The sequence below is a fragment of the Streptomyces sp. NPDC058864 genome (assembly GCF_042742985.1).
Lineage (GTDB): Bacteria > Actinomycetota > Actinomycetes > Streptomycetales > Streptomycetaceae > Actinacidiphila.
Window position 1 is genome coordinate 18,140 of the sequence record NZ_JBHYMQ010000057.1, and the last position, 25,223, is coordinate 43,362.

The 25,223-nt window shown below is 73.1% G+C and carries 18 protein-coding genes and 1 pseudogene; 11 read left to right on the top strand and 8 right to left on the bottom strand.

The genetic code is table 11. From position 1 onward, the window contains the following. Positions 1-5: 5 nt before the first annotated feature. The 3 genes from ccrA to ACFW3D_RS31580 all read right to left on the bottom strand — a co-directional run bounded on the left by ccrA (position 6) and on the right by ACFW3D_RS31580 (position 4,407). Entirely contained in the window at positions 6-1,343 is a 1,338-nt protein-coding gene (ccrA, locus tag ACFW3D_RS31570; RefSeq protein WP_500509959.1) for a crotonyl-CoA carboxylase/reductase, read from the bottom strand. Positions 1,344-1,739: 396 nt separating this feature from the next. Beyond that, complete coding sequence (locus ACFW3D_RS31575; protein ID WP_500509963.1) at positions 1,740-2,513, bottom strand: TetR/AcrR family transcriptional regulator; 774 nt, start codon at positions 2,511-2,513, stop codon at positions 1,740-1,742. Positions 2,514-2,619: 106 nt separating this feature from the next. Beyond that, positions 2,620-4,407 carry a 3-hydroxyacyl-CoA dehydrogenase family protein gene (locus tag ACFW3D_RS31580; RefSeq protein ID WP_500509966.1) on the bottom strand — a complete coding sequence of 596 codons (1,788 nt, stop codon included), beginning with the start codon at positions 4,405-4,407 and terminating at the stop codon, positions 2,620-2,622. Positions 4,408-4,943: 536 nt separating this feature from the next. Here ACFW3D_RS31580 and ACFW3D_RS31585 point away from each other — a divergent pair. After that, on the top strand, positions 4,944-6,236 hold the full coding sequence (locus tag ACFW3D_RS31585; RefSeq protein ID WP_500510035.1) for a HEAT repeat domain-containing protein: 1,293 nt from the start codon (positions 4,944-4,946) through the stop codon (positions 6,234-6,236). Here the strand turns inward: ACFW3D_RS31585 and ACFW3D_RS31590 are convergent. The 3 genes from ACFW3D_RS31590 to ACFW3D_RS31600 form a co-directional block, all read right to left on the bottom strand. Next, the gene (locus tag ACFW3D_RS31590; RefSeq protein ID WP_500509969.1) at positions 6,202-6,717 is read right to left on the bottom strand and encodes a GNAT family N-acetyltransferase; all 516 of its coding nucleotides are present in this window, start codon (positions 6,715-6,717) and stop codon (positions 6,202-6,204) included. The genes ACFW3D_RS31585 and ACFW3D_RS31590 overlap by 35 nt on opposite strands. A gap of 52 nt (positions 6,718-6,769) precedes the next feature. Beyond that, entirely contained in the window at positions 6,770-7,816 is a 1,047-nt protein-coding gene (locus ACFW3D_RS31595; protein ID WP_500509971.1) for an Rv2578c family radical SAM protein, read from the bottom strand. A 161-nt stretch (positions 7,817-7,977) separates the two neighbouring features. Further along, complete coding sequence (locus ACFW3D_RS31600; RefSeq protein WP_500509973.1) at positions 7,978-9,144, bottom strand: alanine--tRNA ligase-related protein; 1,167 nt, start codon at positions 9,142-9,144, stop codon at positions 7,978-7,980. Between the two features lie 378 nt (positions 9,145-9,522). On the opposite strand from ACFW3D_RS31600, the gene ACFW3D_RS31605 reads away from it, so the two are divergent. The 8 genes from ACFW3D_RS31605 to ACFW3D_RS31640 all read left to right on the top strand — a co-directional run bounded on the left by ACFW3D_RS31605 (position 9,523) and on the right by ACFW3D_RS31640 (position 21,326). After that, entirely contained in the window at positions 9,523-9,966 is a 444-nt protein-coding gene (locus ACFW3D_RS31605; protein ID WP_326571731.1) for an SRPBCC family protein, read from the top strand. A gap of 218 nt (positions 9,967-10,184) precedes the next feature. Next, a complete protein-coding gene (locus tag ACFW3D_RS31610; protein WP_500509976.1) occupies positions 10,185-12,572 on the top strand; it encodes an MFS transporter in 2,388 nt (795 codons plus the stop codon). A gap of 219 nt (positions 12,573-12,791) precedes the next feature. Continuing rightward, positions 12,792-15,284, top strand: coding sequence for an ATP-binding SpoIIE family protein phosphatase (locus ACFW3D_RS31615; RefSeq protein ID WP_500509978.1), 2,493 nt, complete (start codon positions 12,792-12,794; stop codon positions 15,282-15,284). Between the two features lie 134 nt (positions 15,285-15,418). Next, positions 15,419-16,141, top strand: coding sequence for a class I SAM-dependent methyltransferase (locus ACFW3D_RS31620; RefSeq protein ID WP_500509980.1), 723 nt, complete (start codon positions 15,419-15,421; stop codon positions 16,139-16,141). An 86-nt stretch (positions 16,142-16,227) separates the two neighbouring features. Then, positions 16,228-17,064 (top strand): M55 family metallopeptidase, encoded by an 837-nt coding sequence (locus ACFW3D_RS31625; RefSeq protein WP_500509983.1) that lies wholly within the window; start codon positions 16,228-16,230, stop codon positions 17,062-17,064. Next, entirely contained in the window at positions 17,057-18,397 is a 1,341-nt protein-coding gene (locus ACFW3D_RS31630) for a M20/M25/M40 family metallo-hydrolase (RefSeq protein ID WP_500509986.1), read from the top strand. The genes ACFW3D_RS31625 and ACFW3D_RS31630 overlap by 8 nt, the downstream gene beginning before the upstream one ends. Next, positions 18,394-20,391: a S9 family peptidase gene (locus tag ACFW3D_RS31635; RefSeq protein WP_500509989.1), complete on the top strand. Its 1,998-nt coding sequence runs from the start codon at positions 18,394-18,396 to the stop codon at positions 20,389-20,391. Before ACFW3D_RS31630 ends, ACFW3D_RS31635 begins: the two co-directional genes overlap by 4 nt. Next, complete coding sequence (locus ACFW3D_RS31640) at positions 20,388-21,326, top strand: S66 peptidase family protein (protein ID WP_500509991.1); 939 nt, start codon at positions 20,388-20,390, stop codon at positions 21,324-21,326. Before ACFW3D_RS31635 ends, ACFW3D_RS31640 begins: the two co-directional genes overlap by 4 nt. A 103-nt stretch (positions 21,327-21,429) precedes the next feature. Here ACFW3D_RS31640 and ACFW3D_RS31645 read toward each other — a convergent pair whose 3' ends face one another. Beyond that, positions 21,430-22,131 (bottom strand): DUF4232 domain-containing protein, encoded by a 702-nt coding sequence (locus ACFW3D_RS31645; protein WP_500509994.1) that lies wholly within the window; start codon positions 22,129-22,131, stop codon positions 21,430-21,432. 205 nt (positions 22,132-22,336) lie between these two features. On the opposite strand from ACFW3D_RS31645, the gene ACFW3D_RS31650 reads away from it, so the two are divergent. Both ACFW3D_RS31650 and ACFW3D_RS31655 read left to right on the top strand, forming a co-directional pair. Then, positions 22,337-23,527 carry a L,D-transpeptidase gene (locus tag ACFW3D_RS31650; RefSeq protein WP_500509996.1) on the top strand — a complete coding sequence of 397 codons (1,191 nt, stop codon included), beginning with the start codon at positions 22,337-22,339 and terminating at the stop codon, positions 23,525-23,527. Positions 23,528-23,637: 110 nt separating this feature from the next. Continuing rightward, on the top strand, positions 23,638-23,790 hold the full coding sequence (locus tag ACFW3D_RS31655) for a hypothetical protein (RefSeq protein WP_500510037.1): 153 nt from the start codon (positions 23,638-23,640) through the stop codon (positions 23,788-23,790). Between the two features lie 386 nt (positions 23,791-24,176). Here the strand turns inward: ACFW3D_RS31655 and ACFW3D_RS31660 are convergent. Next, positions 24,177-24,677: pseudogene (locus ACFW3D_RS31660) on the bottom strand (serpin family protein); the annotation flags it as partial. Positions 24,678-25,223 lie beyond the last annotated feature (546 nt).

Consider the following 25,223-nt stretch of genomic DNA (forward strand, 5'->3'; position numbering starts at 1 on the left):
CGGTCTCAGACGTTCCGGAAGCGGTTGATGGCGTCGATGTGCCTGGCCCGCAGCTCCTCGTCGCGGACGCCGAGGCCCTCCTCGGGGGCGAGCGCCAGCACGCCGACCTTGCCCTGGTGCACGTTGCGGTGCACGTCGTGGGCGGCCTGGCCGGTCTCCTCCAGGCGGTACGTCTTCGACAGCGTGGGGTGGATCCTGCCCTTGGCGATCAGGCGGTTGGCCTCCCACGCCTCGCGGTAGTTCGCGAAGTGGGAGCCGACGATGCGCTTGAGCGACATCCACAGGTAGCGGTTGTCGTACTCGTGGTTGTAGCCCGAGGTCGACGCGCAGGTGACGATCGTGCCGCCCTTGCGGGTGACGTAGACCGAGGCGCCGAAGGTCTCGCGGCCCGGGTGCTCGAAGACGATGTCGACGTCCTCGCCGTCGGTCAGCTCGCGGATGCGCTTGCCGAGGCGCTTCCACTCCTTCGGGTCCTGGGTGTGCTCGTCCTTCCAGAACCGGTAGTCCTCGGCGGTGCGGTCGATGATCGCCTCGGCGCCCATGCGGCGGCAGATCTCCGCCTTCTGCGGCGAGGAGACCACGCAGATCGGGTTGGCACCGCCGGCCAGCGCGAACTGGGTGGCGTAGCTGCCCAGGCCGCCGCTGGCGCCCCAGATCAGGACGTTGTCGCCCTGCTTCATGCCGGCGCCGTTGCGGGAGACCAGCTGGCGGTAGGCGGTGGAGTTCACCAGGCCCGGGGCCGCGGCCTCCTCCCAGCTGAGGTGCCTGGGCTTGGGCATCAGCTGGTTGGACTTGACCAGCGCTATCTCGGCGAGGCCGCCGAAGTTGGTCTCGAAGCCCCAGATGCGCTGCTCGGGGTCGAGCATCGTGTCGTTGTGGCCGTCCGCGGACTCCAGTTCGACGGACAGGCAGTGCGCGACGACCTCGTCGCCCGGCTTCCAGAGGTTCACGCCGGGGCCGGTGCGCAGCACGACGCCCGCCAGGTCGGAGCCGATGACGTGGTAAGGCAGGTCGTGGCGCCTGGTCAGCGGGGAGAGCCTGCCGTACCGCTCGAGGAAGCCGAACGTCGACACCGGCTCGAAGATCGAGGTCCACACCGAGTTGTAGTTGACCGAACTGGCCATGACGGCCACCAGGGCCTCGCCCGGGCCGAGCTCGGGCACGGGCACCTCGTCCAGGTGCAGGGACTTGCGCGGGTCCTTCGCGCGGCTGTCCACGCCCTCGAACATGCCGGCCTCGTCCTTGTGGACGGTGATGGCGCGGTACGACTCGGGCAGCGGCAGCGCGGCGAAGTCCGCGGCCGTGCTTTCGGACGCCATGATTGCGTCGAGGATGTCCTTCACGGTGATGCCTCCGGCGAAGCGCGACGTAGGGACGCTTGAGGGAACGTCGGGGGTTTGCTGAGGGTGGTGCCGTCGGTTCGGCGGTGGTGCTGCTGTCCGTGGCGGTCGCACGGATGGAGCGGAGCGCGTGGTGGCGCGGTGAATGCCTGTGACGCAGGCGCCCGGGCCTTGGGGACAGACGGCGTACGACGGATCCCAGCACGCCGCCCGCCCGGACACTTCTCACGTTATGGCACCGCGTGCCACCCTGCAAGACACTGGGTGCCAACAATTTTTCTCAGATGGCACCACGGCTTCACGTTTGAGCAACACAGGAAGGCGCCCCCGGCACGAGGGCCTGGGGGCGCCGGTGGGATGCCGGAGGCGCGGGAGGGCGCCGGGGGCGCGATCGGGCGGCTACGCGCCCTTCAGGGCTTTTTCGATCGTCCGCATGACCTCGGCCGGTGAGGCGTCCGTGCGGGCCACGGCGACGACGACCTCGCCTCGCGCGGAGGCGAGCACCGGGGCGGGGGAGGGGCGCCGGCCGATGCCGGTGCCGAAGGTCTGCTTGATGACCTCGAAGGCGTGGTCGAGCTGCGACTCGACGTCGCCCTTGCCGCCGGCGCGGAGCCAGCGCCGCAGTACGTGGTTGTGGGCGGCGACGACGGCGGACGCGGCGACCTCCGCCAGCAGCGGGTCGTCGTCCCCGTAGTGGGCGCCCTCGTCGAAGTGGCCCAGCAGGTAGCGGGTGAACAGCCGCTCGTAACGGGCCACCGAGGAGATCTCGCGCTCCCGCAGGATCGGGATCTCGCGGGTCAGCCGGTAGCGCTCCACGGAGACCTCGGGAGCCTCGGCGTACATGCGCAGCACCTCGGTGATGCCGCGGCAGACCGTGTCGAGCGGGTGCTCGTGCGGTTCGGCGGAGTCCAGCACCTGCCCCACGCGCACCAAGGTGTCGTCGTGGTCGGGGAAGATCGCCTCTTCCTTGGAACGGAAGTGCCGGAAGAAGGTCCTCCGCGCCACCCCGGCGGCCGCGGCGATCTCGTCGACCGTGGTCGCCTCGTACCCCTGGGTCGCGAAGAGGTGCATCGCCGCAGCGGCCAGTTCCTGGCGGACACGATGGCGCTGGGCGGTGGTGGAGGACGCACGGGCGGGCTTCACGGGCTGGGGCATACCGCGAACGTACTGCATTCCCGCTGAACCGTGGGCCGGGCCCGGTTTCCGGAGGCGGTGGGGCGGCCCCAGGAGACCGCCCCAGCCGCCGGGACCGTCCCGGCCGTCCCAGGCGTCCGCGTGATCAGCGACGGGCATACTCGCGGAAGCCGCGGCCCGTCTTGCGACCGAGGCAGCCCGCGGACACCAGGTGCTCGAGCAGCGGCGCCGGCGCCAGGCCCGGGTCGCGGAACTCCTTGTGCAGCACCTGCTCGATCGCGAGCGAGACGTCCAGCCCGACGACGTCCAGCAGTTCGAAGGGCCCCATGGGGTAGCCGCCGCCGAGCTTCATCGCCGAGTCGATGTCCTCGACCGTCGCGTAGTGCTCCTGGACCATCTTCACGGCGTTGTTGAGGTACGGGAACAGCAGCGCGTTGACGATGAAGCCGGCCCGGTCGCCGCAGTCCACGGCGTGCTTCCGGATCCTGCCGCAGACCTCGTGGACGGTGGCGCGCACGTCCTCGGCGGTCAGCACCGTGCGGACCACCTCGACCAGCTTCATGGCGGGCGCCGGGTTGAAGAAGTGCATGCCGATCACGTCCCGCGGACGCGACGTGGCGGCGGCGATGGCCACCACGGGCAGCGAGGACGTCGTCGTGGCCAGCACCGCGTCCGGCCTGCAGACCTTGTCCAGGGTCGCGAAGAGCTGCTGCTTGACCGGCAGGTCCTCGGCGACCGCCTCGACGGCCAGGTCCACGTCGGCGAACGCGTCCAGGGAGCCCGCCGCCGTCACCCGCGCCAGGGCGGCGTCGCGCTGGTCCTGGCTGAGCCGGCCCTTGGCGACCGACCGGTCCAGCGACTTGGCCAGCGCCGCGACCGCCTTGTCGGCCTTCTCCCGGCCGCGGGCGGCCAGCACGACCTCGTACCCGGCCTTGGCGAAGACCTCCGCGATGCCGGTGGCCATCGTGCCCGAGCCCGCGACGCCCACGCTGCGCACGGGCCGCCCGCCGGTGGCACCGGCGGCGGCCGCTGGCGTCTCCGCGTCCGGGACGACCGTCGCGCTGCCCGGGGCCTCGTAGGTGTAGAAACCGCGGCCCGCCTTGCGGCCCTTCAGGCCCGCGGCGGTGAGCTGCTTCAGGATGGGCGCGGGAGCGTGCAGCCGGTCGTGCGAGGCGTCGTACATCGCCTCCAGGACTGTCTGTGCGGTGTCGATGCCGATCAGGTCCAGCAGGGCGAGCGGCCCCATGGGCAGGCCGCAGCCCAGCCGCATGGCCGCGTCGATGTCCTCGCGGGTGGCGTAGCGCGCCTCGTACATGGCCGCGGCCTGGTTGAGGTAGCCGAAGAGCAGCCCGTCGGCGATGAAGCCCGGGCGGTCGCCGACCGCCACCGGCTCCTTGCCGAGCGAGCGGACCAGCCCGGTCACGGCGTTCGTGGTCTCGGGGGAGGTCAGCACGGTGGAGACCACCTCGACCAGCTTCATGGCCGGGGCCGGGGCGAAGAAGTGCAGGCCGAGCACGCGGTCCGGGCGCGTGGTGTGCGAGGCGAGCTGGGTCACCGACAGCGCGTTGGTGCCGGTCGCGAGGACGGCGCCGGGCTTCACGATGGCGTCGAGCGCCGTCAGGACCTCGCGCTTGATCTCGAAGTGCTCGGTGACGACCTCGATCACCAGGTCGGCGTCGGCCGCCGCCTGCAGGTCCGAGAAGGTACGGAAACGCGTCAGGACGTCATTGCGCTCGGACTCGGTGATCCGCTCGCGCTGCACGGCGCGGGCGGTGGAGGCCTCCAGGGCGGCGACGGCACGGTGCGCGGCCGCGTCGTCGATCTCGATGCCGATCACTTCGTGGCCGGCCCGGGCGACGACCTCGGCGATGCCGGTGCCCATGGTGCCGAGACCGATGATGGCGACGGTGGGGAAGGGTCGTGGACGGTCCATCGCGGAACTCCGAATGCTGAGGATCCGCGCCGTGCGTCTCTGCTGCGCAGGCGCGGGGCGGGAGAGTCGAGGAGCCGCGGGGGTGCGTACGCGCGTGTGGGCGTACCCGCGTGAGAACCGGCGAGCCCTGTCCCGGGGCTGCGCCGCGATGGTGCCGAACCGACTACGGCTGCACGGAGACGGCTGCGTCACCAGGCCGCTGCGTGCGTTGGTTAGAGGGTAACCGGTGAGTAACCTCGGCGCCAGCCCTCCCGCCCATGTGATTTGCATCGCCTACAGATGAGCGCGCCGTTAGGGTGAGCGCACGGGGGAGAGGGGGAACCGTGGAACGGGTGCACGGGGGCGCCGGTCACGCGGCGCGGCGAGCGGCCGGCCTGTACGGGGCCGTACGGGCGGGGGAGACGGATGTCGCGCGGCTGCGCGAGCGCGGGGAACCGCGCCGTGTCCTGGGTCTGCTGGAGTTCGCCGCCCAGGGACGGTGCGAGGAACGCGACGCCTATCTGCGGCGGCTGGCCGCCTCCCCGGACGCCGCCGCCATGGTGCGGCCCTGGCTCGGGCCGACGGAAGGGGCCGTGCTCGATTCCGCCGCCGGACGGGCCCCCGAGGTGCCCGCGTTGCTGACCGACGTGGTCCACGACGACAGGGCGCGCCGCGCCTACGCCAGGGAGGCGCTCGTGGCACGGCGTTGCCTGGAGGCCGCCGGGCCGCTCTTCGAGATCCTGGCCGGGCCGGCGCCCGACGGCGATCACTGGGATCCCGAGTTCGGGCACGACGACGGCGTGCGGAACCACATCAGCCGCCTTGTCACCGGGAGCGGACTGCACCACTGGCGGTGGTTCCCCGGCCACCGGGGCACACCGCCGGCGCCCGAGTGCGTACCCCTGCTGCTGCGGTACTGCGGCCACCAAGAGCCCGGCGTCAGGTCTCTCGCGCTGACCTTGCTCGGCCGTGCCGAGGATCCGGCGCACCTCGGCGTGTTCACGGACGCCACCCGCGACCCCGACGGGGAGACACGAGAAGCGGCCCTCGTGACGCTCGGCAGGCTGGACCACCCGGCGGCACGGGACACGCTGGCCGACGTCCTGACCGAGCCGTCGCGCTCCCTGGGGGAGCGGGAGATCGCCGCCGTGATGCTCGGCCGGGCCCGCGACCGCAGGGCGTTCGAGACCCTGGTCCTGCTCCTGAACCATCGCGACGGCCTGCGCAACGTCTCGGCGGCCGAAGCCCTCGCCCGGCTCGGCGACCCGCGGACCGCCCGTGCCGCCGCCACGCTCGCCACGAACCGGTTGCGGATCGGCTACGCCCTGGCCGCCGTGCGCCTGCTGGGGCGCCTGCGGGCGCCGGAGTCGCTGCCCGCGCTGACGTCCACCCTGACCTGGCTGCTGGACGAGGGGCGGACGGTGCACCAGGCCGCCGCCGGCTGCGTCGAGGAACTGGGACGGCTCGGGGACGCGCGGGCGGTGCCCCTCCTGATCCGGGCCGTCACGGATCCCCGTCTGCGCGTCGCGGCGGTGGACTCCCTCGGCCGGATCGGCGGCCCGCATGTCCTGGAGACGCTGCTCGGCGTCGCCTCCGACGAGGACGCGGAGGTGCGTGCCGCCGCGGCGCGCGGACTGGCGCGGTACGAGGGCGAACCCCGCGCGACGGCCGCGCTCGCCGGATCGTGCGCGCCGCCGTACCCGAGGCGGATCGTGCGTGCCCTGGTGCGCTCGGGCGACCCGGTGGCCGCGCCCGTGCTGTCCGCGGCCCGGGACGGGGCGCCGAGCGCCGTGACGCGTCGCCTTGCAGGGCGCTTCAGGCCAGATCCGTCGCGTACCGCAGTTCCTTGAGCGGAAGGCCGTCGTACATCTCGATCTGGTCGGTACCGTCCGGCACGAGCCCGGAGCGCTCGTAGAAGCGCAGCGCCCGTGCGTTGTCCGCGAGGACCCACAGGCGCAGGCTCCGGAAGCCGCGTTCGGTGGCGCGGGCGCGGACGGCGTCCATGAGCGCGCGGCCGGCGCCCCGGCCGGTCCGGTCGGGACGTACGTAGATCGCGTACAGCTCGCCGACCTCGGCGTCGTCCGGCTCGCCACGGTAGGGGCCGAGCGCGGCCCAGCCGGTCACCTCGCCGTCGTCCGCGGCGACCAGGTTGTCCACCCGGCTGCCGCCCGCGTCGAACCACTCCTTGCGGCGCTCCGCGTCCGCCCCGACATCCATCGCGTCGAGGTACGCCTGCGGGACGATCCCCGCGTAGGCCTTCTGCCAGCCCCGTACGCGGATCGCCGCCACGGCGTCGATGTCGTCGCGGGTCATCACTCTCACGTGCGTCATGGCTGCGACGTTAAGCGGGGTGGAGCCCGGCGGGCACCCGCTTTTCGCGAGCTCAGATCAGGGACAGCTGCGTCGGCTGGGCCGGATCGGGTGCGGCGGGCGTCCCGGGGGTGTCCTCCTCGGGTGCGGAGATCCGGCGCGCGGTGCCGGAGCGGCTGGGCCCGATCCCGAACTCGGCGGCGAACTCGTGCACTTGGCGGGTGATGCGGCGCTGGTACCAGGTGGGCGCGTAGGCGCCTTCCGCGTACAGCGCCTTGTAACGGGAGATCAGCCGCGGGTGGTGCACGGAGAGCCAGGCCATGAACCACTCCCTCGCCCCGGAGCGCAGGTGCAGCACCAGCGGGGTGACGGACGTGGCGCCCGTCCCGGCTATCGCGCGGACCGTCTCGCGCAACTGCTCGGGTGAGTCGCTGAGGTACGGCAGCACCGGTGCCATCAGCACGCCCGAGGGGATGCCGTGCTCATTGAGGGTGCGGCAGACCTCGAGCCGCTTCGCCGGCGACGGCGTGCCCGGCTCCACGGTGCGCCACAGGTCCCGGTCGACGAAGCCGACGGAGACCGCGGTCGACACGTCGGTGACCCGTGAGGCCTGCACCAGGAGGTCCAGGTCGCGCAGGATCAGCGAGCCCTTGGTGAGGATCGAGAAGGGGTTGGCATGGTCGCGCAGCGCCGCCAGGATGCCCGGCATGAGCCGGTAGCGGCCCTCCGCGCGCTGGTAGCAGTCGACGTTGGTGCCCATGGCGATGTGCTCGCCGTGCCAGCGGGGCGAGGCGAGCTCGCGCCGCAGCAGTTCGGGCGCGTTGACCTTCACGACGATCTGCGAGTCGAAGTCCAGGCCGCTGTCGAGGTCCAGGTAGGTGTGCGTCTTGCGCGCGAAGCAGTACACGCACGCGTGGCTGCAGCCGCGGTAGGGGTTGATCGTCCACTCGAACGGCATCCGGGACGCGCCGGGCACGCGGTTGACGATCGTGCGGGCGCGCACCTCGTGGAAGGTGATCCCGCGGAACTCGGGGGTGTCGAACGTGCGGGTCACGGCGTCGATGCCGAAGAGCCCCGGTGTGGCCGCCGTCGTGTCGCGGCTCAGGTTGTCCCACCTCATGCCGCCTCCTTCGTTGCTCTCCTCCAGAGAATAGAACATCTGAGCGAATAGCGTCGAGGGGGATCCGGGGGAATCCTGTGGTCACCGCGCGTGACCGTGCGGGAGGGGAGGCCCCGGGCGATGCCGACGGCACCGCCCGGGGCCCCGCGGGCCGTCCGCCGTCACTGCGGCCGCAGGCTCAGGACGAGGTCGCGCGGCAGGCCGTGGGTGTCGTGGAGGTAGTGGAGGTCCTCCTCGTCCAGCGGGCCCCGGAAGCGGGGGCGGGCCAGCACCTGACGGCCGCGCTCCAGGAGCCGCCGGAACCGGCGTTCCTCCTCCAGCAGCACCCGGCGCGGCTCGTCCGGGTCCACGTCCTGGCGGAAGCGGTCCAGGGTGTGCCGGACCAGCTCCTGCGGCAGGTCGCCGAGGCCGCGGGACGGGTCGTCCCGCCACAGGGTGGTGAGGACACGCCGCACCAGCCGGCGCAGCACGTATCCGCGACCGGTGTTGGACGGGCGTACCCCGTCCCCGATCACCACCACGGCCGAGCGCAGGTGGTCGCAGACCAGGCGCAGCGACGGTTCGTCCAGGGGCCACAGGAGCGGTACGAGACGGCGCCAGGGGGTGAAGACGTCGCACTCGAACACCGATGTGCGGCCCTGCAGCAGCGAGGCCAGCCGCTCCAGACCGAGTCCGGTGTCGACGTTGCGCTGGGGGAGCGGCACCAGCGAGCCGTCCTCGAGCCGGCGGTGGCGCATCATCACGTGGTTCCAGACCTCCACCCAGCGGTCGTCACCCGTGGGAGTGGACCGCGGTGGCGTGTCGCCTGTCCACAGGAAGATCTCCGAGTCGGGGCCGCACGGGCCGGTCGGCCCGTTGGACCACCAGTTGTCCTCGACCGTGAGCTCCACCGGGACCCCGTGCTTCTCCCACAGCTCCAGGGAGGCCGTGTCCGGGCCGGTGCGGTCGTCGCCGCCGAACACCGTGACGTGCAGCCGTCCCGGGTCGATGCCGAATCCCTCGGTCAGCAGTCCGTGGCCCCAGTCGAGGCTCTGCGGGCCCTCGTAGTCCCCGAGCGACCAGGTGCCGAGCATCTCGAAGACCGTCAGGTGGGTGGGGTCGCCGACCTCCTCCAGGTCGGTCGTGCGCAGACAGCGCTGCACGTTGACCAGCCGGCGGCCGAGCGGGTGCGGGCGCCCCTCCAGGTAGGGGGTGAGCGGATGCATTCCCGAGGTCGTGAACAGCACGGGGTCGCCGGGCGGCGGGAGCAGGGTCGATCCGGTGATCCGGCGGTGGCCGCGTTCCTCGTAGTACTCGACGAACGTGCGGACGATCTCTTCGGTGTTCATGGAGGGTGGCTCCTTCGCGTGGAGGCGGGGAGGCACCGGGCAACGGGTCCGCACGAGCACCGGGATCGGGGCGGGAGCCACGAAACCACCGGCGGGCCGTTCCCGGTCGCCGGTGGTGAGGAAGGGGGTACGTCAGGCGGCGGCAACCGGCGAGCTGGTCGCTCGCGCGGTCGCGGTGGTGCTGTGGCCGGTGACGTTCATGCGGCCGACGATAACGCGCCGCGCCCCGCGGGGCACGTGATTTCCGGCCCGTGCGCGGTACGGCCACCCGCGCCGTCGTACCGAGCTCCGGCACCGGGAGGGCGGCCCGATTTCGCGGGCACGCGGCCGTGGTGATTGGCTTGTCGGCGACGGCACACGGATCGACGGAGGACGGCGATGGCACAGGTCGAGGCCACCACGCAGCGCGAGATCGCGGCGAGCCCGGAGAGCGTCTTCGCGGCGCTCGCCGACTACACGGGCACCCGGCAGCGGCTGCTTCCCGAGCAGTACAGCGAGTACGAGGTGCGCGAGGGCGGCAGCGGCGCGGGCACCCTCGTGCACTGGAGGCTGCAGGCGACCGAGAAGCGCGTCCGCGACTGCCTCCTCGCGGTGACCGAGCCGACCCCGGGGCAGCTGGTCGAGAGTGACCGCAACTCCACCATGGTCACCACCTGGACGGTCACGCCGGCCGGCGAGGGCCGTGCCAAGGCGGTCGTCACCAGCACCTGGACCGGCGCCGGCGGCATCGGCGGCTTCTTCGAGCGCACCTTCGCGCCCAAGGGCCTGAACCGCATCCACGACGCGGTGCTCGCGCGGCTCGCCGCGGAGACGGAGAAGTAGCAGACGGCACAAAGGAGGCGGCCGGAGCCGGGGGACGCCCGGCCGCCTCCTTTGACGTGCCGTGACTGTCGTACGTGCCGTGAGCGCCAGGCTGCCGCCCGGTGGGCGCACGCCGGTGGGCACGTCACTTGAAAGGGTGGATCTGCCGCGCTCCGGCGCATCCCCGGCGCCCCAGATCGTTGTCGCAGGGCAGGCGCGACGAGGGGAGCGGTACGCAGATGGGCGGCACCACCGGGACGACCCTGTCCGAGGAGACCGGCACCCTCGCGGACGCGACCGGCGCCGGCACGGGCCCCGAGGACCGACCCGCAGCCGCGCCGCAGGAACCGGGCCTGCCCGTCGCCGGACTGAGCCCCCGCAGGGTGCGACTGGTCTTCCTCGGGCTGATGCTGACCCTGCTGCTGGCCGCCCTCGACCAGATGATCGTGGCCACCGCCCTCCCCAAGATCGTCGGCGAGCTGCACGGGCTGGACAAGATGTCCTGGGCCGTGACCGCCTACCTGCTGGCCTCCACCATCGGGCTGCCGATCTACGGCAAGCTCGGCGACCTCTTCGGGCGCAAGAGCGTCTTCCAGTTCGCCATCGTCGTGTTCGTCGTCGGATCCGCCCTCGCCGGCTGGTCGCGTTCCATGGACGAGCTGATCGCCTTCCGCGCCATCCAAGGCATCGGTGGCGGCGGGCTGATGATCGGCGTCCAGGCGATCATCGCCGACATCGTCCCGCCCCGGGAACGCGGCCGCTACATGGGCCTGATCGGCGCCTCCTTCGGCCTGGCCTCCGTGGCCGGCCCGCTGCTCGGCGGCTTCTTCACCGACCACGCCTCATGGCGCTGGTGCTTCTACATCAACGTGCCCTTCGGCCTGCTGACCCTCGCCGTCATCGCCGTCGTACTGAAGCTGCCGCGGCCGGCCGTACGCCCCCGGCTCGACGTGCTGGGCGCGCTGCTGCTCGCCGCCGGCTCCACCTGTGTGGTGCTGCTGACCAGTTGGGGCGGCACGACTTACGCCTGGCGCTCGGACGTGATCATCGGGCTGGGCGCCGCGACGATCATCTGTGCCGTGCTGTTCGTCGTGGTGGAACGGTTCGCCGTCGAACCGGTCATCCCGCTGCGGCTCTTCCGCGACGGCGTCTTCACGATCTCAGCCCTGATCGGGGCCGTCGTCGGCGTCGGCCTCTTCGGCGCCGCCAGTTACCTCCCGACCTTCCTCCAGATGGTGAACGGCGTCAGCGCGACCGAGTCCGGGCTGCTGATGCTGCCCATGATGCTCGGAGTCGTCCTGGCCTCCGTGGTCTCCGGCCAGATGATCAGCCGTACCGGGCGCTACCGGGTGTTCCCGCTGCTCGGCGGGGCGCTCTCGGTGGCCGGCATGTGGCTGCTTTCGCTGCTGGAGCGGGACACCCCGCGCGTCGAGTACAGCGTCTACATGGGCGTGCTGGGGCTCGGCATCGGCCTCGTCCTGCCGGTGCTGATCCTCGCCGTGCAGAACTCCGTGCGGCCCGCCGACCTCGGCACGGCCACCAGCGCGAACAACTACTTCCGGCAGATCGGCGGCTCGGTCGGGGCGGCCGTCTTCGGCACCCTGTTCGCCAACCGGCTCGCGGACGGACTGGCCGACCGGCTGCCGCGCGGCGTCGACTTGCCGGACCCCCAGTCGATCACCCCCCACATGGTGCACGCGATGCCGCCGCCGCTGCGCGACGCCTATGTGCGGGCGTACGCGGAGGCCATGCCGCGCATCTTCCTCTACCTGGTGCCGGTGCTCGCCCTCGGCTTCCTGCTCGCCTTCCTGCTCAAGGAGAAACCCCTGGTGACCCAGCACGTCCCCACCGCCCGCAAGGCCGAGACCGTCGGCGTCCCGGTGTGCGGCACCGTCCAGCACGCCGACGGCAGCACCGTGGGCCGGGCGGCGCTCACCCTCATCGATGTGACCGGCCGCCAGATCGGGCGCGGCGCCACGGGGGAGGACGGGCGCTATGCGCTGAGCACCCCGGGCAGCGGCAGCTACGTCCTGATCGCCGCCGCCGGGGGGCACCAGCCGCAGGCCGTCAGCGTGACCGTCGGGGAACGCCCGGTCGAGCTCGACGTGGTGCTCGGCGGCGCCGGGCGGCTCGCGGGCACCGTGCGCACCGCCGACGGCACGCCCGTACGGGAGGCCACGGTCACCCTCACCGACTCCCGTGGCGACGTGGTGGCCACCACCCGCACGGCGAGGGACGGTGACTACGTTCTGAGCGACCTCGTCGCGGGGGAGTACACGCTCGCCGCCAACGCCCCCGCCTACCGGCCCGCGGCACTCCCCGTGTCGGTGCACGCTGCCCGGGAGACCCGGCAGGACGTCGAACTCGCGGGCGGCGCGCTGCTGCGCGGCACCGTACGCGGCCCGGGCGGCAGCCCGGTGGAGGACGCCCGGGTCACCCTGCTGGACGCGGCGGGCAACGTCCAGGACACCGTGACGACCGGCCCGGACGGCGTCTTCCGCTTCGTCGACTTGGCCGCGGGCGAGTACACCGTCGTGGCCTCCGGCTACCCGCCGGTGGCCACCGTGCTGCGGCTCAGCGGCGGTGAGCGCACCGAACGCGACGTGCACCTGGGCCACGAGGACTGAGCGTCCTCTGACGGCCCCTCAGCGCTGGGTGTGCGCCCGCGCATGCCCCGGGGCATCCACGGCCCCGCGCGGGCGCACACCGGATTCGTCCAATGCCCTACGCGGCACCCGGTGCCGGTCGTACCGTGGTGGCGGAGCCGCAGATCTTGCGCCGGAGGCCGACCACCTCCGGGCCTCGGTCGGGATCCGGGCGCCGCAGGGGAAGGAGCCGGACGCGTCATGCAACGTCGCACTCCACCGGGGGAGGGGAGCCGCGCCGCGCTGCCGGAACAGCGGACCGGACTCTCCGGGCGCATCCCGCTCGCCGTGGTCGTGGTCGACGGCGACGGGCTCGTCTCGCACTGGAGCACGGGCGCCCGCAAGCTGTTCGGGCGCTCCCGGGAGGAGGCCCTCGGCCGCCCGGCCGTCGACCTGCTGCCGGTCTCCGGCGCGCTCGGCGAGGAGTCCGGTCAGGGCGGCGCCGGGACACCGGCCGGAGCCGACCTCGACGCCACGCTCAGCGGCACGACCTCCTACCCGACCGCCGGACGCGCCCGCCTCAACCAGGGGCCCGACCCCGATCCCGGCGGCCTCCCGGCCGACGTCCTTTGGTGGGCGTACCCGCTGGTCGGACCGGGCCCCGAGCGCCTGCTCGTACTGGCCGCGGACGCCGCCCTGGTGCTCGGCGAGGACGACGCCCCGCCCGGGGAGTCCGAGCGGATCGCGCCCGGCTTCGCCCTGCACACCGAGTTCCCCGGCGCCGACGGGCTCGCCAAGCGGCTTCCCGAGATCCTGCCCAGCATGAGCGTCGCCGAGAGCGGGCGCATCGTCTCCCAGGTGCTGGAACTCGGCTATCCCGTCCTGGAGATCAGCCGGCACGACCGGGTGCCCGTCACCCCCGACTGGGGCGTGCCCCGCCGCGAGGAGCGCAGGGCCCGCAGTCAGCGCGCAGCCCGTGAGGCCGCCGCCGAGCCGCACACCACGGTGCCGGAGGAGCTCGAACCCGACCTGGAGTACGCCGCCGTCCGCGAGCGCCTGGAGTTCCTCAACGAGGTCAGCGGGTGCATCGGCAGCTCCCTGGATCTGACCCGCACGATCCGGGAGGTGAGCGCCGCGGTCGTCCCCCGCTTCACCGACGTCGCGGGCACCTACCTGCGCGAACAGGTGCTCGGGGGCGAGGGCTTCCCCGACGGCCCGCCCGACGTCACCACCATGTGGTACCGGGTCGCCCTGGAGCACACCGACGAGCCCGGTCGCTGGGACGACGTCGTACCGGTCGGCGAGTCCATGCCGTTCCCCGAGCACACTCCGTTCTTCCAGTGCATGACGAGCGGTCGTCCGGTGCTGGTGCCCAGGATCACCGAACCCATGGGCGAGGCCATCGCCTCGCAGTTCGAGAAGCGCGACATCCGCCCGCTGATCACCGGCCGGTCGATGCTGGTCGTGCCGCTGAAGGCGCGCAACGTCGTCCTCGGCTTCATGATCCTGCTGCGGCACGGGGAGCGTCCGCCGTTCAACGACATGGACCGTGTGACGGGCGCCGAACTCGCCGCCCGCGCCGGGCTCGTCCTGGACAACGCCCGCATGTACACGTACCAGGAGAACGTCGCCGACACCCTGCAGGACAGCATGCTGCCGCAGATCACCCCGCGCATGCCGGGGTGCGACGTGGCGACCCGCTACCTGCCCGGCACCAGGCTGGGCCGGGTCGGCGGCGACTGGTTCGACACCATCAAGCTGCCCGGCTCCCGGCTCGCCCTCGTCGTGGGCGACGTCATGGGGCACGGTCTCAACGCGGCCGCCATGATGGGCCAGTTACGCACCGCCGTGCAGACCATGGCGGCGCTGGACATGCCGCCGGCGCAACTGCTGCGCAACCTCGACGACCTGGCGCAGCGGCTCGGCGAGCACTATCTCGCCACCTGCCTGTACGCCGTGTACGACCCGATCCGGTCCGAGCTGCACATCGCCAACGCGGGCCACATCCCGCCCGTGCTGGTGCGCGCCGAGGACGGCCGCAGCGAGCTGCTCGACGTGCCGACGGGCGCGCCGATCGGCATCGGCGGGGTGCCCTTCGAGACGGTCAAGGTGGCCGTCGGCCCCGGCGACCGGCTGGTGCTGTGCACGGACGGGCTGGTCGAGGTGCGCGGCCAGGACATCGGAGCCGGTCTCGCGGCGCTGTGCGAGAGCGCCGCGCATCCCGCCGCCTCCATGGACGACGCCTGCGACACGATCATCCGCGCGCTCAACCCGCCGGGCGGCCGCAAGGACGACGTCGCCCTGCTGATGGCCCGGCTCAACGGCATCCCGCGCGAGGACGTCGTCAGCTGGCAGCTCGCACTCGACCCCCGCGAGGTGGGCAGGGCCCGCATGCTGACCCGGGGCGCCCTGGAGCGCTGGGGGCTGGACGAGGCCGCGGAGGCGGCCGAGCTGATGGTCGGCGAGGTGGTCACCAACGCCGTCCGGCACGCGCACTCCCGGCACGTCGAGCTGCGCCTGGTCCGCACCGACGCGCTGCTGTGCGAGGTCTCGGACGACGACCACGCGGTGCCGGTCCTGGTGGGGGCCGGGCCCGACGACGAGTCGGGGCGGGGCCTTCGGATCGTGAGCCGGCTGGCCCGGGAGTGGGGCGCGAGCCGTACGACGCAGGGCAAGACGGTCTGGTTCGAGCAGGCACTGCCGTGGCGGCGCACCGGAGGACGCGTCGGGGCCCCGGCGGTTCCTCGAACGTAGCGAACACGAGGTCACGACTTCCCCCCGGACGCTTGCCCGCGCCGGTCGCCGCCTGTAGCACGGACCCTGACGGGGTTTCGGCCGCGCGGCCGGCCCGGTCCGCGGCGACGGACACGTGGACCTGGGGAGATCGCATGGACGTCACCGGCACGAACCTTCAGGCGTGGGAGGACTTCTGGCGCGACGCCCCCGGAGAGCCCGGGGCGGTGCTCTGGGACGCGGGGGCGGAGGTCACCGCGGCGGCCCACCTTCCGTTCTTCGAAGCCCACTTCGACCCGTCGCTGCCGGTCGTCGACCTCGGCTGCGGCAACGGCACCCAGACCCGCTTCCTCGCCGGGCGGTACGGCCGGGCCGTCGGGGTGGACCTCGCGGCGGCCGCGATCGGCCACGCGCGGCACCAGGACCCGGGCGGCGTCGCCGAGTACCGGCAGCTCGACGCGTCCGACCCCGAGGCCGTCCGGCGGCTGGGCGAGGAGCTCGGCGAGGTGAACGTGTACATGCGCGGAGTGCTCCACCAGTGCCGGCCCGAGGAACGCGCACCGCTGGTCGAGGGCATCGCCGTGCTGACCGGCGGGCGCGGGCGGGTGTTCGCGGACGAACTCGCGGCGTCCGCGAAGGGCGCGCTGATGGGGCTCGCGCAACGGCCGGGCGGGCCGCCCGCCAAGCTCGCGGCGATCTTCTCGCACGGGATCGCGCCGGCCGAGATGCCCGACGGGACCGTCCCGGAGCTCTTCCGCGCGGCGGGGATGGAGGTGCTCGCACGCGGTGAGGTCGCGCTCGTGACGACCGAGCGGCGGGCGGACGGTTCGTGGTTCGAGGTGCCGACGAACTGGCTGGTGGCAGGGGGTGCCGGCTGACCGTCACCGGTCTGGGCCACTGAAGTTTTCCACAGGCGGGGCGGGGGCCTGGTGCGGGGCGGTGACTTTGCGTAACGTTCCATGCCATGAAGATCCTGATCAGCGCGGACATGGAGGGCGCCACCGGGGTGACCTGGCCCGGTGACGTCCTGCCCGGCACGGAGGGCTGGCAGCGGTTCCGGCATCTGTTCACCTCCGACGTGAACGCCGCGATCGCCGGTTTCTTCGACGGCGGCGCCGACGAGGTCCTGGTCAACGAGGCCCACTGGTCGATGCGGAACCTGCTGCTGGAGCAGTTGGACGAGCGGGCGGAGATGGTCACCGGACGGCACAAGGACCTCTCGATGGTGGAGGGCGTGCAGCACGGCGACGTGGACGGCATCGCCTTCGTCGGCTTCCACACGGGCGCGGGGACGGAAGGGGTGCTCGCCCACACCTACCTCCCCAACTCGATCACCGGCGTGTGGGTCAACGGCAGTCCGCCGGCGAGCGAGGGCCGGCTGAACGCGCTGGTGGCCGCCGAGTACGGGGTCCCCGTCGTGCTGGTCACGGGGGACGACCGGACCGGCCTGGACGCCCGCGAGTACGCGCCGGCGGCGCGTACGGTCGCCGTCAAGGACTACGTGTCGCGCTACGCGGCCGTGTGCCGGCCGCCGGCCCGCACGGCGGCGGACATCCGCGCCGCCGCGAAGGACGCGACGTCGCTCGCGGTGCGCCATGAACCCGTGCGGGGCGGGCCGTTCACGATCGAGGTCGAGTTCGACGCGGCGCACCTGGCGGGGGCCGCCGCGATCGTCCCCGGTGTGGAGCGCACGGGCGAGCGCCGCGTCGCCTACACCTCACCGACCATGTACGAGGGGATCCGCTGCTACAAAGCCGTGACCACCCTCGTCTCGGCAGCTGTGGAGGAGCAGTATGGCTGACACCCGGGCACTGGACGAGGCGGTCCGCTTCACCTCGGAGCTGATCCGGATCGACACCACCAACCGCGGCGGCGGGGACGGCAACGAGCGTCCCGCGGCGGAGTACGCCGCGCGACTGCTCGACGAGGCCGGGATCGAGGCGCGCGTCCTGGAGTCCGCGCCGGGCCGGGCCAACGTCGTGGCGCGGATCGAGGGCGCGTCACGCGCGGGGAACGGACAGGGCGCGCTGCTGGTCCACGGTCACCTGGACGTCGTGCCCGCCCAGGCCGAGGACTGGAGCGTGCACCCGTTCTCCGGCGAGGTCCGGGACGGGGTGGTCTGGGGCCGCGGCGCGGTCGACATGAAGGGCACCGTGGCGATGGTGCTCGCCACCGTGCGCTCCTGGGCCCGCAGGGGCCTGTGCCCCGAGCGGGACATCGTGCTCGCGCTGACCGCGGACGAGGAGGACAGCGCCACCTACGGGGCGACCTACCTCGTCGAGCAGCACGCGGAGCTGTTCCGCGACTGCACCGAGGGCATCAGCGAGTCCGGTGGCTTCACCTTCCACGCCGGGCCCGGGCTGCGGATGTACCCGGTGGCGGCCGGGGAGCGGGGCACCGCCTGGCTGAAGCTCACGGCGCACGGCAGGGCGGGGCACGGCTCCAAGGTCAACCGCACCAACGCCGTCACCCGGCTCGCCGCGGCCGTCTCCCGCATCGGCGAGCACCGCTGGCCGGTGCGGATCGTCCCCACGGTGCGGGCGGCGCTGACCGAACTGGCCGCACTGCACGAGGTCGAGCCCGACTTCGACGACGTCGACACCCTGCTCACCAAGCTTGGCAGCGCGGCCGCCCTGGTGGAGCCGGTGATCCGCAACAGCGCCAACCCGACCGTGCTCGAGGCCGGCTACAAGGTCAACGTCATCCCGGGCACCGCGGTCGCCTACGTCGACGGCCGGGTCCTGCCCGGCGGCGACGAGGAGTTCGCGGCCACCATGGACGAACTCACCGGCCCGGACGTGGAGTGGGAGTTCCATCACCGCGAGATCCCGCTGGAGGCCCCCCTCGACGCGCCGGTCTACGCCGCGATGCGGGAAGCCTTGATCCACTTCGACCCGGACGCACACGTCGTGCCCTATGTGATGGGCGGCGGCACCGATGCCAAGCAGTTCTCGCGGCTCGGCATCAAGGGGTACGGCTTCTCTCCGCTGATGCTGCCCGAGGGCTACGACTACGCGGGGATGTACCACGGCGTCGACGAGCGGGTCCCGGTGGAGGGACTGCACTTCGGCGTCCGCGTACTCGACCGGTTCATGCTGGGCCGACAGGACACGACCGACGGAGTTGCCCGATGACGCGCGCCCCGATCATCGCCCCCTACGGTGCCTGGGAGTCGCCGGTCGACGCCCGCACCGCCGCCTCCCACGACGGACGCCCCGAGTTCCCCGCGTTCGTCGGCGACGAGGTGTGGTGGACCGAACCCCGGCCTGCGGAGGGTGGCCGCCGTGCCCTCGTCCGCCGCCGCGCGGACGGTACGGTCGGCAGCGCGCTGCCCGCGCCGTGGAACGCCCGCACCCGCGTCATCGAGTACGGCGGCCGGGCCTGGACGGGCACGGCCCGCCCAGGGGAGGGACCGTTGATCGTCTTCTCCCACTTCCCGGACCAGCGGCTCTACGCGTACGAACCCGACGCGCCCGGCGCCGTGCCGCGGCCGCTGACCCCGCTCTCCCCGGTCGGCGACGGGCTGCGCTGGGCCGATCCGCAGATCCATCCGGACCGCGGTGAGGTGTGGTGCGTGCTGGAGGAGTTCACCGGGGAGGGCCCGAGTGACGTACGGCGGGTCCTCGCCGCCGTCCCGCTCGACGGCTCGGCCGCGGGGGACCGCGCCGCCGTACGTGAACTCTCCGACGACTCGCACGACTTCGTGACCTCGCCGCGGCTCTCCCCGGACGGCCGGCAGGCCGTGTGGATCGCCTGGGACCACCCCCGGATGCCGTGGGACGGCACGGAGCTCCAGCACGCCGCCGTCGGCCCGGACGGTACGTTCGGCACCGCCCGGACGATCCTCGGCGGCCCCGCCGAGTCCGTCGCGCAGGCGGAGTGGACACCCGACGGCACCCTGATCGCCGCCACCGACCGTGACGGCTGGTGGAACCTGCACCGTGTCGACCCGGCCACCGGAGAGGCGGTCAACCTGCGGTCGGCGGCGGAGGAGTTCGCCGGGCCCGGCTGGCAGATGGGGGCGCGCTGGTTCGCCCCGCTCGACTCCGGGACGCTGGCGGTGCTGCACGGCAAGGGCGCCCAGCGGCTGGGGATACTCGACCCGGCTACAGGCGAGCTGGCCGACGTGCCGGGGTCGTGGAGCGAGTGGACCGCCGCGCTGTCCACGCAGGGCACCAGAGTGGTCGCCGTGGCCGCCTCGGCCCGCAGTTCGTTCGAGGTCCTGGAGCTGGACACCTGCACCGGCCGCACCCGGGTCATCGGTGCCGCCCACCAGGACACCGTGCCCCCCGAGTTCCTGCCCGATCCCGTGGAGCGCACCTTCACCGGGCCCGGCGGACGGGAGATCCACGCCCAGCTCTACCCGCCGGCGAACCCCTACTTCGCCGCGCCCGAGGGAGAGCTGCCGCCCTACGTCGTCTGGGTGCACGGCGGACCCACCAGCCGGGCACCGCTCGTGCTCGACCTGGAGATCGCCTACTTCACCTCACGGGGGATCGGCGTCGCCGAGGTCAACCACGGCGGCTCCACCGGTTATGGGCGCGCCTACCGTGAGCGGCTGCGCGAGCAGTGGGGCGTCGTCGACGTCGAGGACTGCGCCGCCGTCGCGAAGGCGCTGGCGGAGGAGGGCACCGCCGACGGACAGCGGCTCGCGATCCGCGGCGGCAGCGCCGGCGGCTGGACGAGCGCGGCCTCCCTCACCGGCACCGACGTCTACGCCTGCGGCGTGATCAAGTACCCGCTCCTCGACCTCACCGGCTGGGCCGCGGGCGGAGAGACCCATGACTTCGAGTCCCGCTACCTCGACTCGCTCATCGGGCCCTACTCCGAGGTCCCCGAGCGCTACCGGGACCGCTCGCCGGTCACCCGGGCCGACCGGCTCACCGTGCCCTTCCTGCTGCTGCAGGGGCTGGAGGACGTGATCTGCCGGCCCGTGCAGTGCGAGCGGTTCCTGGCGCAGATCAAGGGCCGCGGCGTCCCCCACGCCTATCTCACCTTCGAGGGCGAGGGTCACGGCTTCCGCCGCGAGGACACGATGATCACCTGCCTGGAGGCCGAACTCGCCCTCTACGGACAGGTCTTCGGCTTCACACCGCCCGCCGTACCACCTCTGGAGCTCACCAAGTGACACCCCTCGTCCCGCTCATCCGCCCCCGCCCCCTCCTTCCCGGGGACCGGGTCGCCGTCGTCGCACCCAGCGGTCCCGTGCCCCGGGAACGGCTGGACGCCGGGCTCGACATCCTCCGCGGCTGGGACCTCGACCCGGTGGTGGCGCCGCACGTCCTGGACCGGCACCCGACCTTCGACTACCTGGCCGGGCAGGACGAGGCGCGCGCAAGCGACTTTCAGGAGGCGTGGTGCGACCCGTCGGTGGCCGCCGTGCTCTGCGCGCGCGGCGGCTACGGAGCCCAGCGCATGACCGACCTCCTGGACTGGGAGGCGCTGCGGGCGGCCGGGCCCAAGACCCTCCTCGGCTTCAGTGACATCACCGCGCTGCACGAGGCCTTCGCGGTCCGGCTGGGCCTGGCGACCCTGCACGGCACCATGATCGCGGCGCACGGCTTCCTCAAGGACGAGCCCACGCGCGCACAACTGCGGGACACCCTCTTCGAGCCCGGGCGCACGCGCGTCCTCGGCGCGCCGACCGCGCGGGCCCTCGTCCCCGGCGCGGCCCGCGGTGTCACCGTCGGCGGCTGCCTGGCCCTGCTCGCCTCCGGCCTCGGCACACCGGACGGGCGGCCCGGGGTGCCCGGCGGGATCCTCCTGCTGGAGGACATCGGCGAGGAGCCGTACCGGATCGACCGGATGCTGACCCAGTTGCTGCGGGCCGGCTGGCTGGACGGCGTGGCGGGCATCGCCCTCGGCTCCTGGCGGGAGTGCGGCCCCTACGAGGAGGTGCGGGCGGTGCTCCTCGACCGGCTGGGCGGACTCGGTGTCCCGGTCGTCGAGGAACTGGGCTTCGGCCACTGCGAGACCAGCCTGACCGTGCCGCTCGGTGCCCCGGCCGTGCTGGACGCGGACGCGGGCACCCTCACGGTGGAGGCGGCCGTGATGGCCGGCTGATCTCGGAGCACGGTCTGCCCCGCCGCGCGGCGGGGCAGGGTAGCGCGGATCGCCGCAGGCCGGCCCGGGGCGCTGTACCCGGGCGCAGGCCCGTCCCACGTCCTCAGGACGGTTCGGCCGCCGAGAGCGCGGTGACGGCGACGACGCCGTCGCACTCGGCGAACACCCCGTCGTCCAGGGCGACCTGGTGCCGGCCGGCCCCGCCGGGCAGGCCCAGCACCATCGTCGGGTACTGCACAGGCGCCTCCTTGGAGACGCAGTAGCCGTCACCCTCGCCCTGGACCTGATGGAACGTCAGTTTTACCCAGGCGCGGCCGCCCGGCGCCAACGTGACCGGCGCGGCAGCGCCGGTGTGCTGCACCGTCAGCGGCACGTTCATCTCCGGCGAGCCGTTGGCCGCCCCGGCCACCGTCGGGAAGCCCTCGACGACGCAGGGCGCGCCCGAGGTGTTGGTGAACCCGACCACAGCGGCCCCCGTGCCCGTGCCCTGGGGACGCACGGCGGCCTGGTGCGCCGCGGTCGCCTCCAGGTCCGCCGCGCCGCAGTGGCCCGCTGTGCCCGCGGACGACCCCGAACCCGCGGACGACCCCGAACCCCCGGGCACCGGCGTCGTGCTGGAGGCCGGGACCGCGTCCCCCGCGGTCCGCGACGGTGCGGCCGTCGACGGAGCGCTCGGCGAGGGCGCGCTCGGCGAGGGCGCGCCGCCGGCGACGCCGGCGTCCCCCCGGCACCCCGTCAGCAGTACCGCCGCCGTCGCCGCCAGTGCCACCGCGATCGCGGCCCGCCCCGTGTTCCTGCGTTCCATGACGTCCCTCCGGGTCCTCCGGCTGCTGTGCTGCCGCGGAACACGAGGCCGGGCCGCTCCCGGGTTCCGTGCGTACACGCCTGGTACGGAACGGTGACGCCACGGAGTCGTCCAGCGCGCAGAGTTGACGTTGCCGGTATGTGGTGGACCCCGCGGGTCCGGGCAGGAGCAGAAGTACGACTCGACAGGGGAGGAGAGCCGTCACATGACCAACGACCGGACCAGGAAGCGCAGGACGACCCCGCGCGCCCGTGCAGCGACGCTCGCCCTGGCCGTCGCCGCGACGCTGTCCGCGTGCAGCGGCTCCGGTGGCGGCGGGCCGCACGCGGCGGAGCCACGGCCCGCGATCGCCGTCGCCCCCGCCTCAGGCGGGCGCGCCGTGCCCGTCGACCGCAAGGTGACCGTTCGGACCACCGCCGCGCGGATCGACTCCGTACGCGTCACGGCCCCCGGCCCCGGGCCGTTGCGCGGCACGCTCGCGTCCTCCAAGGAGAGCTGGACCTCGGCGGGCCGGCTGGCGCCCGGGGTGACCTACGACGTCCTCGTCCGCGCCACCGCCTCCGACGGCAAGCGGCTGACGGAGCACACCACCTTCACCACCGCCGAGCCGAAGCGCACCTTCGTGGGGGAGTACCACCCGGACAAGGGCACCACGGTCGGCGTGGGCATGCCCGTGTCGATCGTCTTCAACAAGCCGATACGCGACCGGGCGGCCGTCGAGCGCAAGCTGGGCGTCACCGCGAGTCCGGCCGTGGACGGCGCCTGGAGCTGGATGAAGGACTGGAGCGGCCGTGACCGCATCGACTTCCGTCCGCGTTCCTACTGGAAGCCCGGCACCCGGGTCACGCTCCGCATGGACCTGGACGGCGTCGACGCGGGCGGCGGTCTCTACGGCACGCAGAACCGGGTCGTGCGTTTCCGGATAGGGGAGTCGGTCGTGACCACGGTCGACACCGCCCGCAAGACCCTCACCCTGCGCCGGGGCGGCGAGGTCCTGCGCACCCTCCCCGTCTCCACCGGCAAGCCCGGCTTCGAGACGTGGAACGGCACCATGGTCGTCCTGGAGAAGACGCCCAGCATCGACATGAACTCCCGCACCGTGCGCATCTTCGGCCCCGAGGCGTACAACCTGAAGGACGTGAAGTGGGACGTCCGGCTCACCACGTCGGGCACCTTCGCACACGCCGCGCCCTGGAACGAGGGCAAGTTCGGTCGCGTCAACGGCAGTCACGGCTGCATAGGGCTGAGCACGGCGGACGCCAAGTGGTTCTACGACCACGTGTCGCCGGGCGACCCGGTGACCGTCGTCCACTCCACCGACACCGTCCAGATCAACAACGGCTACGGCGCCTGGAACGCGAGCTGGGCGGACTGGCGGGCGGGGAGCGCCCTGTGACCGCCGCCAGGTGAGGTCAGGGCGTCACCCACCCCGCCACCAGGACCGCGGGGAAGAGCCGGTGGACGGCGAGGAAGCCGAACGGGCGCAGGAACTCCACGCGCACGTGCCTGGTCTGCCGGGGCTGCCCGGGAGCGCTGCCGGCGATCAGCGAGACGGCCGTGACGGCGGCGGCCCGGAAGCCCTTCGCGCTGAAGGTCGCCGTGGCCGCCTGCTTCGCCGCGCCGACGGCCAGGGGCTGCGTGCTGATGCCGGGGAAGTGACCGGCGCCGCTGTCCCGAGCCGTGGCGAGCCCGAAGAGCTCGGCGCGGTCGAGGAGGTCGTGCTCGGCGCCGACGGTGAACGGCACCGTGGTCAGGTCGAGCGCGGGCGCCGGGTCGAAGCCGGTGACGTCCTCGACCACGACCCCCGGTCCCGGCCGCCCGTACGGCAGCAGGTTGCCGGGCAGCACCTGGTACGTCCCGCCGAGGGCGGCCACAGCGGCGGCTACCACCTCACCAGGGGCGACGTGGTCGGGGCCGCGCAGCAGGTGGACCTCGATCCCGTTGGTGCCGTTCACCTTCGCCATGGTCAGCGGGCCGAAGGGGGTGGCGGCGACCCCGGCCATGTCCAGGTGGGGCGAACTGCGGAAGAGCGTCCCGGTGTGGTGGTCCCGGAAGGGCTCGGCCCAGTCGGTGCGCAGGGCCAGCGCGTTCGCGAGGACCAGGAGCGTGGTCCGGTCGACGGCCACCGGCATCCTCGGGATCATGCCGTGCGTGCGGTCCGAGGCCCAGGTGTCCAGGGTCTTGCGGTCGGTCTCGGGGTCGCCGCCGAAGTGCCCGTGGGCGCCGGCCGGGAGCAGCGAGAGCCAGCCGGGTGAGAGCGGCAGGGACGTGCGGGTCCACAGGCCCACGGCGGTGTCGACGCCGTCCATGCCGTCCAGCCCCGCGAGCAGCCGCCCCGCGGCGCCGGCAGCGGTCGTGGCGTCCGTGCCGACGGCCTGCTCGAGCTCGGTCCGGGCGGGGCCGACGGCGCCCGCGGCGAGCAGGGCCAGCAGCGGCCAGACTCCCGCGGCGGAGAAGACCGTCGCCCCGGCGCCGCCGCCCAGCGTCTCGCGCGCCCAACGGGCGGTCAGTGCGTTGACCGCGCCCACCAGCATCCGGTCGTCCATGTCCCCCACCTCGTCGGCCTCGTCCGCGTGAGGCGATCGTCCCAGTGACCGGACGGGGCGGCCAAGTGACCGGCGGGAGCGCGCGCGACACGATTCGGCGCGCACAAGCGAGCCCGCGCTCACTGGCGCGGGCTCATCGGGTGCAGTTCGACGACCTACGAGGTGGGACTCCCTTCGCCGGCATGGTCCGGATCAGGTGCTAGGGGTCGCTCTCCGGTCTCAAAACCTCTTCCCGGACCTTCGAGCCTCTCAGCCCGGCCGTTGGACCCGGTTCCGGTGGAAGCCGCTGCTTCCCGCTCCGCAACCGGTGCTACCGGACTCCCTCGCTCGCCCCGTAGGCCACAATCCAATGTACTCACGGCGGAAGCCGACCACCAGGGGCAAATACCCTCAATTCATGATTTTCTCCGCATGATTCCACCTCTCGCGCCCCCTGTGTCCCTGCTCTCCCGTCCGCGACACAACTGACATCGATGCGCCGTTGTGCGATCCGTTGACGCGGCCGCGCGGCGCCCCTACCGTCACTTGGCGCGCCACCCAATGAAC